The sequence below is a fragment of the Brevibacillus daliensis genome (genome assembly GCF_021245735.1).
Classification (GTDB): Bacteria; Bacillota; Bacilli; order Brevibacillales; family Brevibacillaceae; genus Brevibacillus_B; species Brevibacillus_B daliensis.
Map to the genome: position 1 here is coordinate 297444 of NZ_JAJISB010000004.1, position 18411 is coordinate 315854.

21 protein-coding genes and 1 pseudogene are annotated in these 18411 nt (G+C 39.2%); 16 read left to right on the forward strand and 6 right to left on the reverse strand.

The features are described from left to right. The 6 genes and pseudogenes from LM917_RS07215 (at position 1) to LM917_RS07240 (ending at position 6406) form a co-directional block, all read left to right on the forward strand. Complete coding sequence (locus LM917_RS07215) at positions 1–1134, forward strand: bifunctional cystathionine gamma-lyase/homocysteine desulfhydrase (protein ID WP_232696807.1); 1134 nt, start codon at positions 1–3, stop codon at positions 1132–1134. Positions 1135–1217: 83 nt separating this feature from the next. Beyond that, positions 1218–1574, forward strand: a pseudogene (locus LM917_RS07220) (cupin). A 144-nt stretch (positions 1575–1718) separates the two neighbouring features. Continuing rightward, positions 1719–2243 (forward strand): DUF4188 domain-containing protein, encoded by a 525-nt coding sequence (locus tag LM917_RS07225; protein WP_232696808.1) that lies wholly within the window; start codon positions 1719–1721, stop codon positions 2241–2243. Positions 2244–2349: 106 nt separating this feature from the next. After that, entirely contained in the window at positions 2350–2676 is a 327-nt protein-coding gene (locus LM917_RS07230) for a YuzD family protein (protein WP_232696809.1), read from the forward strand. Between the two features lie 101 nt (positions 2677–2777). Then, positions 2778–3338, forward strand: coding sequence for a hypothetical protein (locus LM917_RS07235; RefSeq protein ID WP_232696810.1), 561 nt, complete (start codon positions 2778–2780; stop codon positions 3336–3338). 434 nt (positions 3339–3772) lie between these two features. Then, positions 3773–6406: a sensor domain-containing protein gene (locus tag LM917_RS07240; protein WP_232696811.1), complete on the forward strand. Its 2634-nt coding sequence runs from the start codon at positions 3773–3775 to the stop codon at positions 6404–6406. Between the two features lie 162 nt (positions 6407–6568). On the opposite strand, the gene LM917_RS07245 is transcribed toward LM917_RS07240, so the two are convergent. Next, a complete protein-coding gene (locus tag LM917_RS07245; protein ID WP_232696812.1) occupies positions 6569–7636 on the reverse strand; it encodes an NAD(P)/FAD-dependent oxidoreductase in 1068 nt (355 codons plus the stop codon). Between the two features lie 199 nt (positions 7637–7835). On the opposite strand from LM917_RS07245, the gene LM917_RS07250 reads away from it, so the two are divergent. Next, positions 7836–8084, forward strand: coding sequence for a DUF1450 domain-containing protein (locus LM917_RS07250; protein ID WP_232696813.1), 249 nt, complete (start codon positions 7836–7838; stop codon positions 8082–8084). A gap of 104 nt (positions 8085–8188) precedes the next feature. Here LM917_RS07250 and mqnE read toward each other — a convergent pair whose 3' ends face one another. Beyond that, the gene (gene mqnE, locus LM917_RS07255) at positions 8189–9292 is read right to left on the reverse strand and encodes an aminofutalosine synthase MqnE (RefSeq protein WP_232696814.1); all 1104 of its coding nucleotides are present in this window, start codon (positions 9290–9292) and stop codon (positions 8189–8191) included. Positions 9293–9604: 312 nt separating this feature from the next. On the opposite strand from mqnE, the gene LM917_RS07260 reads away from it, so the two are divergent. The 3 genes from LM917_RS07260 (at position 9605) to LM917_RS07270 (ending at position 11151) form a co-directional block, all read left to right on the forward strand. Next, positions 9605–9796 (forward strand): aspartyl-phosphate phosphatase Spo0E family protein, encoded by a 192-nt coding sequence (locus LM917_RS07260; RefSeq protein ID WP_232696815.1) that lies wholly within the window; start codon positions 9605–9607, stop codon positions 9794–9796. Positions 9797–9953: 157 nt separating this feature from the next. Further along, on the forward strand, positions 9954–10310 hold the full coding sequence (locus tag LM917_RS07265; protein WP_232696816.1) for a HesB/IscA family protein: 357 nt from the start codon (positions 9954–9956) through the stop codon (positions 10308–10310). A 94-nt stretch (positions 10311–10404) separates the two neighbouring features. After that, positions 10405–11151 carry a metallophosphoesterase family protein gene (locus tag LM917_RS07270; protein WP_232696817.1) on the forward strand — a complete coding sequence of 249 codons (747 nt, stop codon included), beginning with the start codon at positions 10405–10407 and terminating at the stop codon, positions 11149–11151. 101 nt (positions 11152–11252) lie between these two features. Here LM917_RS07270 and LM917_RS07275 read toward each other — a convergent pair whose 3' ends face one another. The 3 genes from LM917_RS07275 to LM917_RS07285 form a co-directional block, all read right to left on the reverse strand. Next, positions 11253–11420 (reverse strand): hypothetical protein, encoded by a 168-nt coding sequence (locus tag LM917_RS07275; RefSeq protein ID WP_232696818.1) that lies wholly within the window; start codon positions 11418–11420, stop codon positions 11253–11255. 172 nt (positions 11421–11592) lie between these two features. Continuing rightward, complete coding sequence (locus LM917_RS07280) at positions 11593–11856, reverse strand: hypothetical protein (RefSeq protein ID WP_232696819.1); 264 nt, start codon at positions 11854–11856, stop codon at positions 11593–11595. Positions 11857–12031: 175 nt separating this feature from the next. Beyond that, entirely contained in the window at positions 12032–13033 is a 1002-nt protein-coding gene (locus LM917_RS07285) for an NAD(P)/FAD-dependent oxidoreductase (protein WP_232696820.1), read from the reverse strand. Between the two features lie 342 nt (positions 13034–13375). Here LM917_RS07285 and LM917_RS07290 point away from each other — a divergent pair, with 342 nt between their 5' ends. The 5 genes from LM917_RS07290 (at position 13376) to LM917_RS07310 (ending at position 16267) form a co-directional block, all read left to right on the forward strand. Continuing rightward, entirely contained in the window at positions 13376–14575 is a 1200-nt protein-coding gene (locus tag LM917_RS07290; protein WP_232696821.1) for an NAD(P)/FAD-dependent oxidoreductase, read from the forward strand. A 12-nt stretch (positions 14576–14587) separates the two neighbouring features. Continuing rightward, positions 14588–14842 carry a hypothetical protein gene (locus LM917_RS07295; protein ID WP_232696822.1) on the forward strand — a complete coding sequence of 85 codons (255 nt, stop codon included), beginning with the start codon at positions 14588–14590 and terminating at the stop codon, positions 14840–14842. Positions 14843–14939: 97 nt separating this feature from the next. Next, complete coding sequence (locus LM917_RS07300; RefSeq protein WP_232696823.1) at positions 14940–15416, forward strand: NUDIX domain-containing protein; 477 nt, start codon at positions 14940–14942, stop codon at positions 15414–15416. Positions 15417–15589: 173 nt separating this feature from the next. Then, positions 15590–15742, forward strand: coding sequence for a YuiA family protein (locus LM917_RS07305; protein WP_232696824.1), 153 nt, complete (start codon positions 15590–15592; stop codon positions 15740–15742). Between the two features lie 249 nt (positions 15743–15991). Next, entirely contained in the window at positions 15992–16267 is a 276-nt protein-coding gene (locus tag LM917_RS07310; protein ID WP_232696825.1) for a YuiB family protein, read from the forward strand. A 309-nt stretch (positions 16268–16576) separates the two neighbouring features. Here the strand turns inward: LM917_RS07310 and LM917_RS07315 are convergent, their stop codons facing one another. Then, positions 16577–17152: a histidine phosphatase family protein gene (locus LM917_RS07315; protein WP_232696826.1), complete on the reverse strand. Its 576-nt coding sequence runs from the start codon at positions 17150–17152 to the stop codon at positions 16577–16579. Positions 17153–17584: 432 nt separating this feature from the next. Here LM917_RS07315 and LM917_RS07320 point away from each other — a divergent pair, with 432 nt between their 5' ends. Beyond that, the gene (locus tag LM917_RS07320; RefSeq protein WP_232696827.1) at positions 17585–18361 is read left to right on the forward strand and encodes a DUF5643 domain-containing protein; all 777 of its coding nucleotides are present in this window, start codon (positions 17585–17587) and stop codon (positions 18359–18361) included. Positions 18362–18411 lie beyond the last annotated feature (50 nt).

An 18411-nucleotide genomic window follows, 5' to 3' on the forward strand; every position in this document is an offset into this window, starting at 1 on the left:
ATGAGAATGAAAACGCGCTTGATTCACGGAGGTATTGACGGTGATGAGCATACTGGTGCAGTATCTGTACCGATCTATCAAGTGAGTACCTATAAGCAGGAAGCGGTTGGTAAGCATAAAGGCTATGAATACTCACGTACTGGTAATCCTACCCGTCATGCTCTAGAAACATATATGGCTGAACTGGAAGGTGGCGCGCGAGGTCTTGCATTTGGTTCTGGAATGGCTGCGCTGTCTACTATTTTATCTCTGTGCCAAAAAGGGGACCACTTAGTAGTTGGTCATGATGTGTACGGGGGGACCTATCGAGTAATCACGCGAGTATTTACCCGTCTTGGTCTGGAAGCAACCTATGTGGATACGACCGATTTAGAAGCCGTTAAAGAAGCAATTCAGCCCAATACTAAATTGATGATTCTGGAGAGCCCAACCAACCCCCTACTAGCAGTTACGGATATTGCTGCGGTTGCGTCCATTGCCAAGGAAAATAAGGTATTGCTAGTTGTGGACAACACATTTATGACCCCATATTGGCAAAACCCGCTTGATCTGGGAGCAGATATTGTTTTCCACAGCGCTACCAAATATTTAGGCGGACACAGCGATGTAGTAGCAGGAGTAGCTATTACGAAAGACGCTGAGCTAGGCGAAGAGCTGCATTTTTATCAAAATGCAATCGGAGGAATTTTAGGTCCACAAGATTCCTGGTTGCTTCTTCGTGGAGCAAAAACACTGGGAATTCGAATGGAAGAGCATGAGAGAAATACAGCCCGATTAGCAGAGTGGCTATCGGAACAACCATCTATTTCAAAAGTAAATTATCCGGGATTACCTTCCCATCCGGGACACGAATTGATGAAAAAACAAGCGCGTGGCTTCGGCGGAATGATTTCATTTGATGTAGGTAGCGCTAGTCGTGCTGACGAAGTGCTGGCTAAGGTAAAATACTTCACACTAGCGGAATCACTTGGAGCAGTAGAGAGCCTGATTAGTATTCCTGCACGGATGACGCACGCGTCTATTCCAGCAGAACGTCGGGCACAGCTTGGAATTACTGATGGATTGATACGGATTTCTGTGGGTATTGAGGATGTAGAGGATTTAATTGAAGATTTGGAGCAGGCGTTGAGATAAGTGGTGATAGGGCGGGGAAGCTCGCTTGTCGGATACCGATAAACATGCTTCTTCGCCGATCTTTTGTAATTTGGAGGTACGTAATGGAGTTGTATACTTTCAATAAAGATAGCGGTAAAAAGATTACAAAATTCAATTCAGACTTTATCATGGCTCGGATTATTCAAACAGATAAAGCAGCTCACATCGGATGTATGCATGTAGATACAAACGGAACTATTGGTTACCATTAAGCAGTATCACCTCAACTTCTTCTAATATTGAATGGAGAAGGATATGTCAGAGGTGAAAATGAAGAATATGTTAAAGTGCAAGCTGGAGACGCTGTATTTTGGGAGAGAGATGAATGGCACGAAACAAAGTCAATGATTGGATTAACCGCTATTGTCATTGAAAGTGAAGAATTGAACCCATCGTTATTTATGCCTATTAAGAAATAAATGATTTATGGGTGCTTTGATTGAACAATAAGTCTACTACTAGGACCTTCAACAGGTTCTTTTTCTTTTTGATAAATGATCAACATTGTTGGTGTAATAGAGGTAAATAGAACTCGAATCATCTCAGGAAGAGGTGTACAAACCATGGCTAAAGTAATACCTGGTAGATTCACAGCGGTGGCAGATGATGAGGAGTTTGTCGTTTTTTTTATTGGAATGCGAATTAATAAGTTATGGGCGGTTCATAAATGGTTACCGGTTTTTCTAGCGATGGGGCGAATGATTAGCGAATTATATAGGCATCCTGAGTTGGGCTTTAAAAGTACAGAGGGTTTTTGGGGCGGTCGAACTATTGGATTACTACAATATTGGCGTTCCTATGAACAGTTGGAGACGTTTGCTCGTGGGGGTTATCATCTGGAAACATGGAAAAAGTTTAACCAAATGATAGGTAGCGATGGAAGTGTTGGCATATTTCACGAAACGTATATTATGAAACCTGGTACATATGAAGCCGTTTACAATAACATGCCAGTTTTTGGGTTGGCAAAGGCATTTAATCATCAACCAGCAAAAGGAAGATATGAGACAGCAAGAAGAAGATTGGGAGGAGATAACGAACCCGCAGTTCCTTCCCCACCAGATACACTCCATAGTGAAAAAATGTAAGGTTTCAGAATGTTCCCTTTTCATGGACTCATAACAGCGAACACCATTATAATAATAGGAGTTAGAAAAACAAGTTATCGTTGAAAGAGTGAAATGGAGGGATCGTATGAAAATCGAGGTAACAGTTTATGGAACGGAACAATTATGTGCAAGCTGTGTGAATCTGCCTTCTGCTAAGGAAACAGCTGAATGGCTGGAAGCAGCTTTGTCCCGAAAATATAAAAAAGAAGATTTCGACGTAAGATATTGCGATTTCTTGCATCCTGCGACAGAAATAGATAAAAACTGGGCAACGCGCATCATGGAAGAAGATTTATGGTATCCACTTGTCATAATTTCCGGGGAAATTGTCGGAGAAGGGAATCCAAAGCTAAAACCAATCTATCAAGCTTTAGAAAACGCAGGGGCAAAACTGGTTCATAACGAGGTGTAACTTTTTTGTAACGACTTCCTTCTATTGAAAAGTTATCATAAAGATACATCTCATACAGAAAGTGTTGATTTACCTTGAAAAACTGCCTTGGGATACTATTTATGATCGTAACTGCCTTGATTGTTTCAGGCTGCAGTAGCACTACAATCATTCAAGATCCTCCTAGCGATGCAACTATGACAAACCAACAAAAGACTGAAGCAAAGGAACAAGCCTCAAATCCAAAACCTTCGGCAATGTCTACTACTGCAGAATGTACAAAACAAAGCTTCCCTGTTCAGCCAGCAGAGGTATTAGGTGCAACGATGCAACAGCTAGATGAGTTGAAAGGTGAAGGAAAAAAAGAATATGGTACACATAGTGGTGGAACTGTTCTAACCCATATCACGTATATAGAAAACTGGTTTAATTGGAAAACTGATACGAAGGCCCAATATTTCTTGAATGAAAATAAGGTTTCTCAAATCACATTAACCTACGATAATAAAACGAATTATGTTGAACTGATCGAGCAGATTTCGGTTTGTTTGGGTGAATCTGAACAGGGAAAATTGACAGACAGCCCTTCCCTTTACTATGCACACTGGTACTCGGATGGGGTGGCGTTCGACCTTCAATTTTTTGGTAATTATACTGAAATATATATTTACCCCGATTTATAGGTAATAAAAGTGAAGAAAAATAAAATTGAAGCTGAGACCATCATCGGTCTCAGCTTTCTTGTCGATAAATGTAAGAGATGGTGCCGGAAATCAGAGATTAATGAAAAATATTGCCTGTAAAAGCAGGAAACAACATGAAAAAAGTCGAATATCAGTCTTTTGTATCACTTTTGTTTCTATTCTGAAAAAAACTATTTTTATTGATAACATGAAGATAAAAATCTCGATCGTACATAACAGCAAGATTATGGTTTCTTATCATCGCAGAAATACTTCCTGATACGCATGAAAAACATCCGCTAAAGAGGAACCTGCTTCTCCGAGAGGACTTCGATAGTAGTTTTTCTTACTAGACATAGCTAAACACCGAGGAGGAAAAATGCTACGAGAGAGATAAAGAGGCACGTTAATAGGTGTAAGGTAGGAGGTAGCTCATGTCTGACAGTGATATAGAATCCCCGCAAAAAATAAACAGTAACGAGCGGCTTCAGATCAATAATCAGCACGAGATAGAAATCACAGAATTGAAGAATCGTATTATTCAACTGGAGCAAAGTATTCAGGAAACAACATCGTATCAACAGCGTGTGCTTCAATGTATCCAACATCATATAATCGTAGTGAAAAGACGAGAAGATGGCCAGTTCATCATAAGCTTGTCAGAAGGCAAGCTCACCCAATTGTATAAAATCAATTCAAAGAATGTTACTGATAAAGCATTTGATCAGGTTTTACCCCGTTCCGTTTATAGGGAATTCCAAAGTAAATTTGAAGAAGCATTTCTTGGAACCTGCACATGGTTCGAGTTTAGATTGCATAAGCAGGTCTTTTTTATGCAGCTTTCTCCCATCATGGATAAAGAAAAGGTTATAGAGATCGTGGGCACCATTATAGATATAACCAGTTCGAAACAGACAGAACAAATCTTACATATATTATCTCAAGAGATTAGCAATAAAACGGGTACTACGTTTTTCAAAGAGTTAACTCATCTGCTTACGGATGTACTGGATATTGATTGTGCATATGTTGCGATGCTAGACAGAGAAAGAGATGGACGTGCAAGTACATTAGCGATCAGTAGTAATGGCAAAATAATTGATAATATTCAATATGATATTGTAAACACCCCTACGGAAGAAGTAATAAAATCAGGCAGTTCTTGTACATTACACGGTGCAATGAACCAATTTTCTCTGGGCTATTGGGAGAAAAATGGGAAAGTCGAAGCCCAAATGGGAAGGTTATTATTCAATTCCAATGGTACTTCTATGGGGATATTAGGGGTAATGCATTCAAAACCGATAGGCAACCAGACATTAGTAGATTCCATGCTTAATTTGTTTGCTTCTCGTGCGTCTACAGAGTTGGAACGGATGTTGGCAGAAGATCAACTAATCAAAAATAATGCTATTTTAAAAGCAACACAAGAGTCGATCATGGACGGGATATTGATCGTTGACGAGCAACATAAAATTGTACATTATAATCGCAAATGCAAAGAAATATGGAATATTCCAGAGCAAATAGAGAATCAGAAAAATGCAGAGGATTGGCTGACATACATGGTATCCCAGGTCGATAAAGCAGGGGAACATGTAGAGATATTTGGCGTTGATCAAATGCAGCCTATCACGAATGAACCAGTAGAGTTAAACTTACATGATGGGCGTGTTCTAGAGGTTTTTACAGACCAAATCTTGTCTCGGGATCAGCAGTCTTACGGACGAATCTGGGTTTTTAAAGATATGACAGAACGTAAAAAAAATGAAGATTTACTCCGCCAACATATTTTCTGGGATGCGCTTACTGGTTTACCCAATCGAACGTTATTTGATGATAGATTACACTTAGCTATTTCGCAGGCAAAGCGTGCTGATAATATGTTAGCTGTTGCGGTTATGGACTTGGATTGCTTCAGGGTCATTAATGATACGTTGGGAGTAGAGGCAGGTGATCAGCTACTGCGTCAAGTTGCTAAACGTATGGCGGAGGGGATGAGGGAAGGTGATACCGTCTGCCGTTTAATAGGAGATGAGTTTCAATTTATATTCCCTGACATCTCAGGTTTAAGAGATGTAGCTACTCTTGCAGAGCAATTACACAACAAGATCAGCATGCCTTTTGAAATTAATGGAGAGCAGCTTGTGGTTACGTGCAGTATCGGTATCAGTCTCTATCCAACAGATGGGGTAACCCCACTGGAATTGGTTAAGAACGCGAAGGCTGCTATGTATCGTTCAAAAGAACGCGGAGGCAATAACTATCAGTTATATATGCCTACCATGAACCAGTCTACTTTTTTAAAGCTGACTCTCATGCAAGATTTACGTAATGCCATTGAGAGAGGCGAATTATTTTTACAATATCAGCCTCGCTATAATATGAATTCTGATGAAATCATTGGAATGGAGGCACTCGTGCGTTGGAACCATCCAAAACTAGGGTTAATTCCTCCAGGTGATTTTATCCCATTGGCAGAAGAGCTAGGGCTAATTAGTGCCTTAGATGAATATGTTTTGCAGGAAGCATGCAAACAGAATAAGGCTTGGCAAGATGCAGGATTTAAGCCGATACGTGTTTCAGTCAATGTATCTCCTGTGGAATTCCAACAACGAAATCTGGCTAAGATGATTGCTGAAACCTTGAAAGAAACAGGACTTTCTTCGGAGTACCTGGAAGTGGAAATAACGGAAGGCGTAACAATGCACCAAGTGGAAGTAGCGCTTTCCACGTTGTATGAGTTAAAACAACTGGGTATCCATATATCAATTGATGATTTTGGAACAGGGTACTCGTCACTAAGCTATCTAAAAAAATTTCCGGTTGATACCTTAAAAATTGATCGAAGCTTTATCAGAGATATTGAGGAAGATGATGATGTAGAGATCGTTTCATACATTATTGCTCTGGCTCGTAGCTTGAAGCTGAATGTTATCGCTGAGGGTGTAGAAACAGAGGAACAAAAGCGCTTTTTGACTGACAAGAATTGTTTTGAAATGCAGGGCTATTATTTTAGTCCACCTTTAAATAGCGAAGAGTTTGAGTCTCTACTGATAAAAAAATAAGGCTGTCGCTTTTGACAGCCTTATTTTTTTATCTAAAATGTATAATGCGTTATTTCTATATACACACGTAAAAGCACTACTAAAGAAGACCAACGTTTTCGATGGGCTTTAATAGAAGTTTTTATACAAATATTCAATATCAAAAAAATGTTACAAAAATTATTAACCTAGATGATTTTTATACATCCAAAGAACACCGCTTTTCATCACACGAGGCATTTGTCCAACGAGGGACATTTTGCCCATAACGCCAAAACCTTCTTTTTTACCCAAAGAGCCAAGAACACCCTTTACTTTAAAACTAGGAAGAGTTTCCGTATATGGCTTACTCTTCATTTCATGCTTAAGTATGAGTGCAATCTGTTCGCCTTGCATTTCAGCAAGCTGAGCACTTGGTGCAAACGGAAGACTAGCAGAGTCACCTACTACATACACATTAGGATGGCTAGGCAATTGATGATAAGGATTCAGGATAGCGCGACCACCATTATCCAGCTCGATAGGTAGATTACGGACAATACGACTGCCTTGAATACCAGCTGTCCATACAATAACGTCGCTCTCTACTTTGTCGTCATTATTAAAAATTACACTTTCTGCAACCCTGGTCACATTTGCTCTGTTTATGAGTTGTACATCGTTTTTGAGGAACCATTGGGAAGCATAATCCTGTAGTTTCTCTGGGAAAGGACTTAAAATGCTAGGACCGCGATCCATCAAACGAATGTTAAGATCTGATCTGGATTCACGTAGCTCAGAAGCGATTTCTACACCACTTAACCCACCACCAACAACGGTAACGGTTCCATAAGGATTAATGCTATTGATAGCTGCATACGTACGTCGGGTAGCACCCAGTGTTTGAATTGAGTGGGTGAACTCTTCCGCTCCAGGAATATTGTGATAGCGATCTTCACAACCTAACCCGATAATGAGCCATTCATATGCCAAATCTTCGTCATTCTGAAACTGAACGAGGCGTTCATTTAGATCAACGCCTGTAATTTCACCATGTTTAATTGTTAGGCGTGGATCGGTAGGAAATGCGACACGAATCTTACTTTCAGGCTCTGTACCGGCCGCTAGGGCATAATATTCTGTCTTTAGCCCGTGAAAAGGCATGCGGTCAACAAGCGTTACTACTACATCTTCAGGCAAATCAGGGGTAAGTAGATGTTCTAGGATGCGTAAACCCCCGTAGCCACCACCTAAGATAACCAGTTGTCTCATAGGAAGCGTTTCCTTTCTGTGCCATAATTAAAACGATTTAGACGGTTTACATCTTGAAGTGTAACAGAAACTTTTAAACGGGTTAGGAAGATGATATAATTTGAAGTCAACATCGTCCCCAACCATTATACCTCTATGGTTAACATAGGTCGAGTTGAAAAATTCACATAACTGTAATAAAAGTAACAAGGGGGATATTATGAAAGCTTTGGTGGAATTTTGTGCTAGCAACACCGTCTCCTACACACAAAGCTTAATGATAGAATTGGAGAATCATTCAAATCTTGACGTTGATGTAGTAGAGTATGGCTGCCTTGGTCACTGTGGAGAATGTTATATGCAGCCATTTGCTTTAGTAAATGGTGATTTTGTTACAGCTGAAACAAATGAACAATTAATGCAGAAAATTATGGAAAGTGTTCGCCAATTTGAAGCCGAGTGGGAATAACGAAACAAGAGACATTCGAGTGGAGCTGCCACTTTTTATTGATAAGATAAAAAACCACAACCCCAGTTAAAGCGGGATTGTGGTTTTTGTGCGTAATCAGGTGATTAATATTCTTTAATGATGTTGTAGAAAGTGTCACGTTCTACTGCTTTTTTACCAGCACCTTCGATTAGCCAAATTAAATCTTCTTTCGTAAGGCTCTGCTCTGAAAGTGCACCAGCAGAATGGCTAATACGTTCCTCAACCAATGTACCATGAGCATCTGAAGCCCCTGCGCGTAAGGAAAGCTGGCTTAACTGCGTACCAACATTGATGAAATACGTTTTGATATGATTAAAGTTATCCATCATTAAACGGCTGATGGCAATTGTTTTCATGTCATCCATTGCAGAAGTACGTCGACGAATGCCAGCGGATGCTTTCTTCGGTTGTACAGCTAGTGGAATAAATACAAGATAACCATTTGTCTCATCTTGTAGCTCACGAATACGCATCATGTGAATTAAACGTTCTTCCAGTGTTTCAATAGAACCATACAGCATGGTGCAATGTGTTTTTAATCCTAATTCATGTGCTGTGCGGTGAGCAAGTAACCAATCGTCTGTGCTTGCTTTTTCTGGGCTCATTTTTAAACGATAACGTTCTGTTAAAATCTCAGCACCGCCGCCAGTCAAGCTTTCTAGCCCAGCTTTCATCAGCTCTTGAAGTACTTCCTTCATACTGATACCAGCCAAACGACTAAAAAACTCAATTTCAGCACCAGTATACGCCTTTAGCGTAACATCAGGGTATGCTTTTTTCAGTGTGCGTAGAGTATCTACATAATAATCAAAGGATACGTGCTGATTGTGTCCTCCAACGATGTGGAATTCACGAATTCCTTCATAAAAACGAGTATCTACATAATGAAGCAACTCGTCCTTGCCCATCGTATAAGCGCCTTCTTGATCCTGATCGCGTCGGAATCCACAGAAACGGCAATTTGCTTCACATACATTCGTAGGGTTAATGTACATGTTTTGTACAAAGTAAACTTTATCGCCATTCTTTTTCTCACTTACCCAGTTTGCTAACAAAGCCATACTGTATACATCATTAGATTGATAGAGGACAAGCCCATCTTCAAGTGTGAGACGCTCGCCATTCATTACTTTTTCAACAATAGGAGCCAGTGTCTTATCTTGTACATCTACGGTTAACAACGACATTTGTTCATCTCCCGACTACGAAATTATTAAATCCTTTACAAACGTAAAACGCATATCCGTTGTAATATGCGGTAAGTGTCTTAAAAAATATGTGATAGGTTACGATTTCGTGTTGTAGTAATAAAGAAAAGTAATTCTATTATAAGCTTCTTTATAAGAAGCAACAACCGTCTAAGTTTTTACTAGGATATTTTATGATTTCTTTTCTATGTAAAAATTTACTTAATTTGTTCACAAGATATGGCAAAATTTGTTTGCTTAGGCTATTATTCACAAGGTAAGATAAGAATAAAGGCATAAGGAGGAGAGATAATGCGTGAATATTTAATCGAACAAATTGAGCTCCTTCGAGAAGAAATGGTTAAAATTGGAATAGAAGAGGGTCTCAATGATCCGAAAGTACTGCGATGCAGTGAGGACTTGGATAAGCTCCATAACCAATTATTACGCCTGGATAAAGCCCATTCCATTTATAGAATGAAAGGGTGTACCTACTTAGCCTAGAATTGCCTAGAACCTCATTATTATTGGATAGCTGACGTCACCTGACGCCAGGAGCACTCGGCCGCTTGTTGCAAAAACTGTTTACCTGTATACTATATAAGGAAAGCGGTTTTATCTTATGATAAGACAGAATTATGTTGGTCGAGGAGGTAAGAAAATGATCAACTTTAGTGAGAATGCGTCAGAAAAAATTCGTGAATTACTTTCCAGTGATAATAATCCTAACATCTTATTACGTGTAGGCGTAAAAGAAGGCGGATGCAGTGGTTTTTCTTATGGTATGGGAACAGATGATAAAATTAATGAAGGCGATCAGGTGTATGAGCATGAAGGATTCAAGGTAGTCGTTGATCCCGAAAGTATCCTGCATATTGATGGTTTAGTAGTGGACTTTAAAGAATCAATCATGGGTGGGGGATTCACAATGGATAATCCCAATGCAGTTGCTTCCTGTGGATGTGGAGCGTCATTCCGTACCCGAACTAGTAAAGGTAATGCTGAAAAGTGTGAGTAACATAGATCTTTGAATGTTTTCAACCAGAACGCCTGTCTTACGGGGCGTTTCTTTTTTCTTTTAGCTAATAAAAAACAGGGAGGGGAGAGTGTAGGTGGAGAGAATCGCAGTTATTTCTGATATTCATGGCAATATACCAGCTTTGGAATCTGTGTTACAAGACATCTCTTCTAAAGGAATCAAGACCATTTATTGTTTGGGCGATTTACCTGGGAAAGGTCCGAATTCAGCTGAAGTAGTAGACCTTATACGAAAAAAATGCGAGGTAATTGTTCAGGGTAACTGGGACGACTTCATTGGTAATCCTACAGAAGTTGAGATGATTCGCTGGCATCAAGAGCAATTAGGTAAAGAGAGAATTTATTTTCTGAAAAACCTGCCTTTTTCATTTGATTTTTGGATCAGTGGGAAGCTGATTCGTCTGTTTCATGCTTCAGCAGAAAGTGTCTATAAACGGGTCCGTGCTCATTCTCCTTTAGAAGAAAGGCTGGCAATGTTTGTACATACAGAAATGACCGGTACTGCTGAACGGAATCCAGATGTGGTTATGTATGGTGATATTCATCATGCATTCATCCAACAGCTAAGCAAATATACTCTTTGTAATGTAGGAAGTGTCGGTAATCCGCTAGATATTACCCAGGCGTCCTATGCGATTATAGAAGGGGAAAGAAATAGCAAAGTCCCTAGCAGCTTTAGCATGACGTTAGTGCGTGTTCCGTATGATATTGACTATGCGCTACAACTTGCTAAAGAAGCGCAGATGCCGGAATATGATGCATATGAAAAAGAACTTCGTACGGCTAGATACCGTGGGTTACCTGATCTGATACAGGAATAATGAAGAGCGAAAATACCAAAAAGGTTTTAGCAAGAAGAGATGTCTCTTGCTAAAACCTTTTTATTACTGTATCAGAAAGTATAAACTGCGGAGCAAAACTTCTAACTATTGTGTTCTTGCATTTTTTCTTGAAGGATTTGGCCCCTCAAATTATAATCTTTTTGAAAAAAATGAGACAATCGGTGAACAGAATGATGAACCATATCGGCTAGCCAGCGGGTAGATAGTAAGCGCGGCTGCTTCTTAACGGTTTTTACAGTGGTTTCCACGCGGGGGCCCCCCTCCTGCAAAATAGCGTTGAATATCTGTACAACTGATCGGAGTGTGTCATCATGATGTGAACGTAAAAAACTCCCTTCACTATTTTGCATGATTTACAGAAAAAATGCTAGTGAAAAATAAAAAAAGTTTGAAATCCCAAGTTTCCATCTTTGAAGCTAGCTACGTTGGTGGAGGCATAATTTGTTCCTTTACCGGAAGTACTTGTTCACAACCACATCCTGCACAAAAACAAAGATGAAGACAGAGATGATCAGCGGCATCCTTGTAACCATTTGATAGTTTTAGGTCATCAATTGGGCGGTATGGACTGTAATCCCCTTGGTAATCAGACAGCCGTCCTTTATCTTGTAGATATTTATGACAATGATCACATGTGGCGAGAAGACGGGAGAAGCCATTACAAACCGGACAGATTGTATTCATATGCTACACCTCCTAGTTTGTAGCGTTCTCGGTCACTCTGATCTCTATACTAGGTTCATATGCATATTTACAGGAGGAAGAAATTATAACAAAAGAAATCATACATAAAAAAGCCTTTGCTCGTGGAATAGACACAAGCAAAGGCTTAGAAAGACCCTATTTTCGTTTGATTTACTTAGAGAGACATGTTAGAACTATGACCAGGTTGCAATTTGGCTTGCGGATTTATGTACGCAATAGCATTATTTACTGCTGTTGGTGCTTCTCCAAAACCGACTGCAATTAATTTTACTTTACCAGGATAAGTAGCAATATCACCAGCTGCATAGATACCTGGTATATTTGTTTCCATACGAGAGTTAACCACAATTGAATTTTTTTCTAGTTCAATTCCCCAGTTTTTGATTGGACCGAGGGAAGAGATAAAACCAAAGTTAACAATCACAGCGTCTACGTCAATTTGTGTTTGTTCTTTAGTGACATTGTGTTCAATGGTAATCGATCTAATTAGTTCATCTCCATCGATAGAAGTAAGCTCACATGGTGTTATTACATTTACACGTGAGTTCACTAGGTTCTCAACGCTGTGTTCATGAGCACGGAATTTGTCACGACGATGAATGATGTGAACTTCCTTGGCAATTGGTTCTAGCATTAATGCCCAGTCAACCGCAGAATCTCCACCACCAAATAGTGCTACACGCTGATCCTTAAACATAGTAAGATCCGTTACGAAATAATGCAGATTCGTTTTTTCGAACTTGACAGCATCAGGATGCTCAATTCGTCGAGGTTCGAATGCACCAACACCAGCCGTAATAATGACTGCTTTAGATAAATGACTTCCTTTATCTGTGGTGATTAACAGGTTCTGATCTTCCAGTTTTTCCACATTTTCTACTTTTTCTTCTAGACAAATAGTGGGATTAAAATGAGAGATCTGCTGTTTTAATCCTTCGACTAATTCAAGTGCTCGTACTTTTGGAAAGCCAGCCACGTCATAGATGTATTTTTCAGGATAGAGCGCACTAAGTTGTCCACCTAATTGAGGCATGCTCTCAATAATTTTTACACTTGCTTGACGCATTCCGCCATAAAAAGCTGTGAACAATCCAGCGGGACCTCCACCAATAATGGTTAGATCATATACTTGCTCATCTTTATTGCCTGTAGCCAAGTCCCATACACCTCCACTTTCTCCGTAAAAATACTAAACACTACTTATTATATACAAGATTGACCTTGAAAAAAAAGAGGAAGGTATAATCAATAAGACGAAATATGTAAATTAAACAATTTTGTGTCAAATAATGCTTGCATTGCTCGAATATTGTCTCTATTATAAAGTTGTCTTACTATTATAGTGCAATTTTTCACAGATATAAAAATAATTTATCTTTAGCAATCATTTATTTTTTCCTATATTAGGGGATTATACCTATTAACTAACGTGAAAAAAAACACAAGATGTTGAACGATGATGTTGAAAAAGTGCTAGAAAATGGAAGGGGCTTAGGTAATGAGTACACCAAAGATTTTGATTCTGGGTGCTGGTTATGGTGGGGTAAGTACAGCTGTTGGATTACAAAATAAATTAAATCATAACGAAGCGGATATCACACTGGTTAGTAAGCACGATTACCACTACTTAACAACATGGTTGCATGAGCCGGCAGCAGGAACCATGCCTGCGCATCGCGCCAAAATTTACTTGGATGAAATTATTGATCAGAAAAAAGTAAATGTAGTAAAAGGGACGGTACAACTTATTAATTCTGCTGATCAAACAGTAGCATTAGAAGATGGAAGTGTTCTTTCCTATGATTATCTGATCGTTGGTCTTGGTAGCGATCCAGAAACATTCGGCATTGAGGGCCTTAAGGAAAATGCATTCTCAATCCGCAGTATTAACTCTGTTTATAAAATTAAAGAACACATTGATTATATGTTTGCGTCTTTTAAGAATGATCCGGATCGTTTGGATTATCTAACCTTTGTTATTGGAGGGGCGGGTTTTACTGGCATCGAATTCTTAGGCGAATTGGTTAATCGTGTTCCAGAACTATGTCGTGAATTTGATGTGGACCCTTCACTGGTCCAGATCTATAGTATCGAAGCAGCACCTTCTGCATTGCCAGGTTTCGACACCGATTTGGTTGAATATGCAATGAACATGCTGGAGAGTAAAGGTATACAATTTAAAATTAATACGCCGATCAAGCAATGTACAGCAGATGGCGTTATCTTAGCTACTGGTGAAGAAATCAAGTCGAAAACAGTGGTCTGGACTGGTGGAGTTCGAGGTAGTTCTGTAGTAGAAAAGTCTGGTTTTGAAGTAATGCGAGGACGAGTAAAAGTAGATGAATACATGCGTGCGCCAGGTCATGATAATGTATTTATAATCGGTGACTGTGCCCTTATATTTAATGATGAAGGTCGTCCTTATCCACCGACTGCTCAAATCTCCATTCAGGAAGCCGAAAATGTGGTTCGCAACCTGAAAGCATTTATTCGTGGAGAAAAGCTAACGTTAGTTCCTTTTGTACCTGCTCTGCAAGGTACACTTGCTTCCTTGGGGAAAGGCGAAGGCATGGGAATTGTCATGAATAAGAAAAAAATGTTCGGCCTTTCTGCTGCTATAATGAAAAAAGGTGGCGACGCAAGATATCTGATGAAAATCGGTGGTCTTGGGTTGGTTCTGAAAAAAATTCGTCTGTAGGTGAATGACTAGATGCGTCATGCCAGCGTTCAGGTAAGAGGGAAGTTAACTCGAGATGAACTGGATCGTTATAATGCTTTAATGGAAGTAGGAAGCTTTTTAGAGGAACAAGATCGATATGATTTATCCCACCACATTCAGTCTGAAGTGGATAAGCTGATTTTACCTGCTATTGAACGTCTTAAGGAACAAGGCCGTGAGCGAGATCAGGAAAATCTGCGATATTTAATTGATCACGGTTTATTAGATGAAGAAGAAGAAAATTAACCAAGTAACCCCTGCTCGTAACGATTAGAGCGGGGGTTATTCTTACACGAACCGAATGAAATGGACTTTTAATCTTTACGTAGTAGGATGTGATTAAATGAGAGAATCAAAAGTATGGTTAGCAGCTGGTGGAATCGTCATAAAGGGAGAGGAAGTGCTGGTTGTTAAAAAAACATACGGCGGTCTGAAAGGAAAATGGTCCTTCCCTGCTGGATTTGTAGACCCTGGGGAAACTGTGGATGAAGCAGCCGTTCGAGAAGTGAAGGAAGAAACGGGTGTTACAGCCAGGGTAAGACAGGTAGCAGCGCTGCGTACAGGGGTTATCAAAGGAGAAATTAGCGATAATATGCTGGTTTTTATTATGGATTATATAGAAGGAGAACCAACACCGAACCCAGGAGAGATTGAAGTGGCAGAATTCCGTAAGATAGCTGAGTTAATTGAAGACCCGCTAGCTACCGAATACATTCAAATTATCCTGCCGCATGTACCTAACATGCAGAGCTATATGGTGGGTCAAAACTATTCGGTAAATCCCGTATTTCAATATTCGTCTTATAAGATTTTTACCTGAGTGCAAGAGTATTTATAAATTTGCGTAATTTTCAGATAACTTAAGATGTTTCCGCTTTCATTAAAGAATTTCTCTGTTTTTACTCGATTTTGACTTTCGCCAAACCAGGTTTTCCGTGATATATTGAACTCTCCATAAAAAATGAAGTTGATAAAAAACGGGAGGGATCGGGCATGGAAAAGAATAAACACACAGAAGAGTGTCCATTTTGCAAAGGCGAAGGATATGTAAATATCGCTGTTGGCGGTACTGAAAGTTGCCCGGAGTGTCATGGAGATTCCTTCTATATGGGTGTTAGTAGTGAGCTGGATATTCTGAAGGTGTAAACAGAGAATGAAGAAACAGGATGTACCAATCAAAACCTGAAACAGTCGATGTTCCTTATAGGAGACATAGGCTGTTTTTTTGACTGACAAGAATATATGATATTCTTGTCCTAGTCTACATAAGTGCAACTATTCGTGTATAAATTTTTTCAAAAACTAGGGAAGTGTAACTAATGAATTGACCAGCAGTTTGATTTTCGCTACACTGTAGTCAGAAAATAAACTGTATTCGGAGGTATCATAATTATCATGCCATTAACCCCGATTACCGCTGTTATCTCCCTTGTATTGTTTCTCGTGCTAGGATTTGGCATCGGATTTATTTTAAATATGCTACTCCGTTCTACTTGGCTTCCTTTGGTTCTGGGAGTAGGAATTGTTGCTTACGTGGTTATTTCCTTATTGATGAATGGGAAGGTCCCACAACTTATTGATATAGTCATTCTTAGCGCAGGAATTGCTGGAACGGTTGGCAGTGGCTACACTATACAATTACTGCGGAAAAAAGGTTATCGAATGTTTTGATTCAAGAAGGGATGTCTCTAGTTTTTATTAAAAGGTCGAGGAAGTACAATTTAGCAAATAATAAAAAGTGATTGGATACAATGTTAGACATTTTATTAACAAAATTAAGAATGGATAGAGGTTTTCAGAAAACATCTGAATCTCTATCCATTTCTGTTAGTTACTTACAGCAGTATTTTAGATCTGTAAATATTCTTGTTTAAATTGAACTATCGTCTTCGTTAGTTTAATAGTCCCCAAACTATTTCCGCTCGTACCAATAACTCATCAAGTAAAGGACAGCCAACCCAATGTTGCCGGAATACTCCATTACTGGATATTCCACAATCTTTTAACCTCTACTAATTCCTGATCATTGAATTCCATTCTGTATACATCTGGTTTGGATGTTTGTAGTAAAAAATTATAATCATACTGATTGTCATAATACGCCATCATTAAAGTCATTACAGCTCCATGAGTGCCTAATACTACTTTCCGTCCCCGATAGATCTTTAATAATTCTTTCAAGACCGTTATAGCTCGGTTCTGACAGTTTATATTAGTCTCCCCTCCCGTTAAAGCAAAGTTTGGATTAGAAAACGACTTCTCCAACAAAGGGTATAATTCCTTATCAGGCATTCGGTTATCTTCATTTAAAAAAATTCTTTCTTTAAGATCTTCAAATACTAAAACCTCTTGTCCTGAACGTCGAGCTAACTCCTGAATGGTTAGGATTGCTCGTTGGTATGGACTTGAAACGAAAACCTCGATTCCCTCTCCTTTCAATAATTCAGTTATTTGATAAGCATCTGATATTCCTTTATCAGTTAATCCTCTTGTTCTTTCATTTCCTTCCGTCTTCGGTGATTCGCCATGTCTCACCATGTAAATGAAAGTTTTCATAATATCCTCCACGAAAAAATAATGAATTTTTAAAACATTGTGTTCGTGAGCGATTCCTTTAGGAGAAGGTGACTGCTTCATAAGCCAATTTTATTAGGCTTTTCCCATAGTTTTCTGTTCTAATCATTTGTATCAATGCATTCGGTATTGCGACACCAATGAAATTATGCATTGGTATTCTCCATCCTTCTTTGTCGCTTATTAAATAAGTGTCTGAGAATCTCCCCAATCGAAGCCACCTTTTAATCGTTTCCTCACTTTTTACCATATGTAAAACTAACTTTTTCACAGTAAAAACATTCATAAATTACCACCACTATTTATCTTTATCGTATCGTGTAAAAATATGGTTGTAAATAATATTTTCTGTCGTGTCTCGATTGACTCAAACCTTAAGTGACGCAGGTAGGAGATGTCAAGGGTAACTGGAGCATGCAGATCCCAATTGATATAGAAAAAAGCAAAGCGGCTACGCGGACATACCAGGTTAATCAAAAACATACACTCCCTCAAGGTTATGTGGTCGATTTACAAAAAGTAGAGTTTACACCAAGCGCAACTCGAATCTTCTATGATGTAGAAGCTAACAAAGAGCGTGAAGAGCTGTTTGCTTCCGAAATCAAAAAAGCAGGATGGGACTATTCAGAGAAGGCATTTATTAGGGGGAATATTACTTATAATATCCTTGACGACAAAGGTAAAGTTCTGCTTACGGATGAGGACACTTTGCCAGGGAGACATTTTTCAGGGCAAGATCCGTTTCTGCCGATGAATGACAAACAGCCTCTAACTTTCCAGCTAACTAGTTTGGAATATACACGCATTCTGAATTGGGAAATTCCGTTTAACCCTGCAGAGGTTGCTAAGAATAATGTGGAAGTGAAAAAAGAAGAGAGCGTGTATACAATTAAAAAAATTGAGCATACATCAGATTTCGCAGCGGAGGTATCTAAACTTAAAGAAAAAAGGAAGTCAGAGGGAAGTTCAATAATTAAGACTGGATTGGAAAATAAAGAAAGCAATCTATACCAACCATCTTTCCACCTAACCACTTCAAAAAATAAGGATGGCAAAGAAGTAAAGCATATCGTAGCTGTAATGCAAGGACCAAAAGAAATGCCGAAACAGCTATCTTTAGTGCTCCCAAGAGGTAATGTAACTGTAGATAAACTGGACTGGCGAGTACCTCGTACTCAAGCCAATAAATAATAACATGTAAGCCGACTTCTCCTTTTAGGGGGTCGGCTTTTCTTACAAAT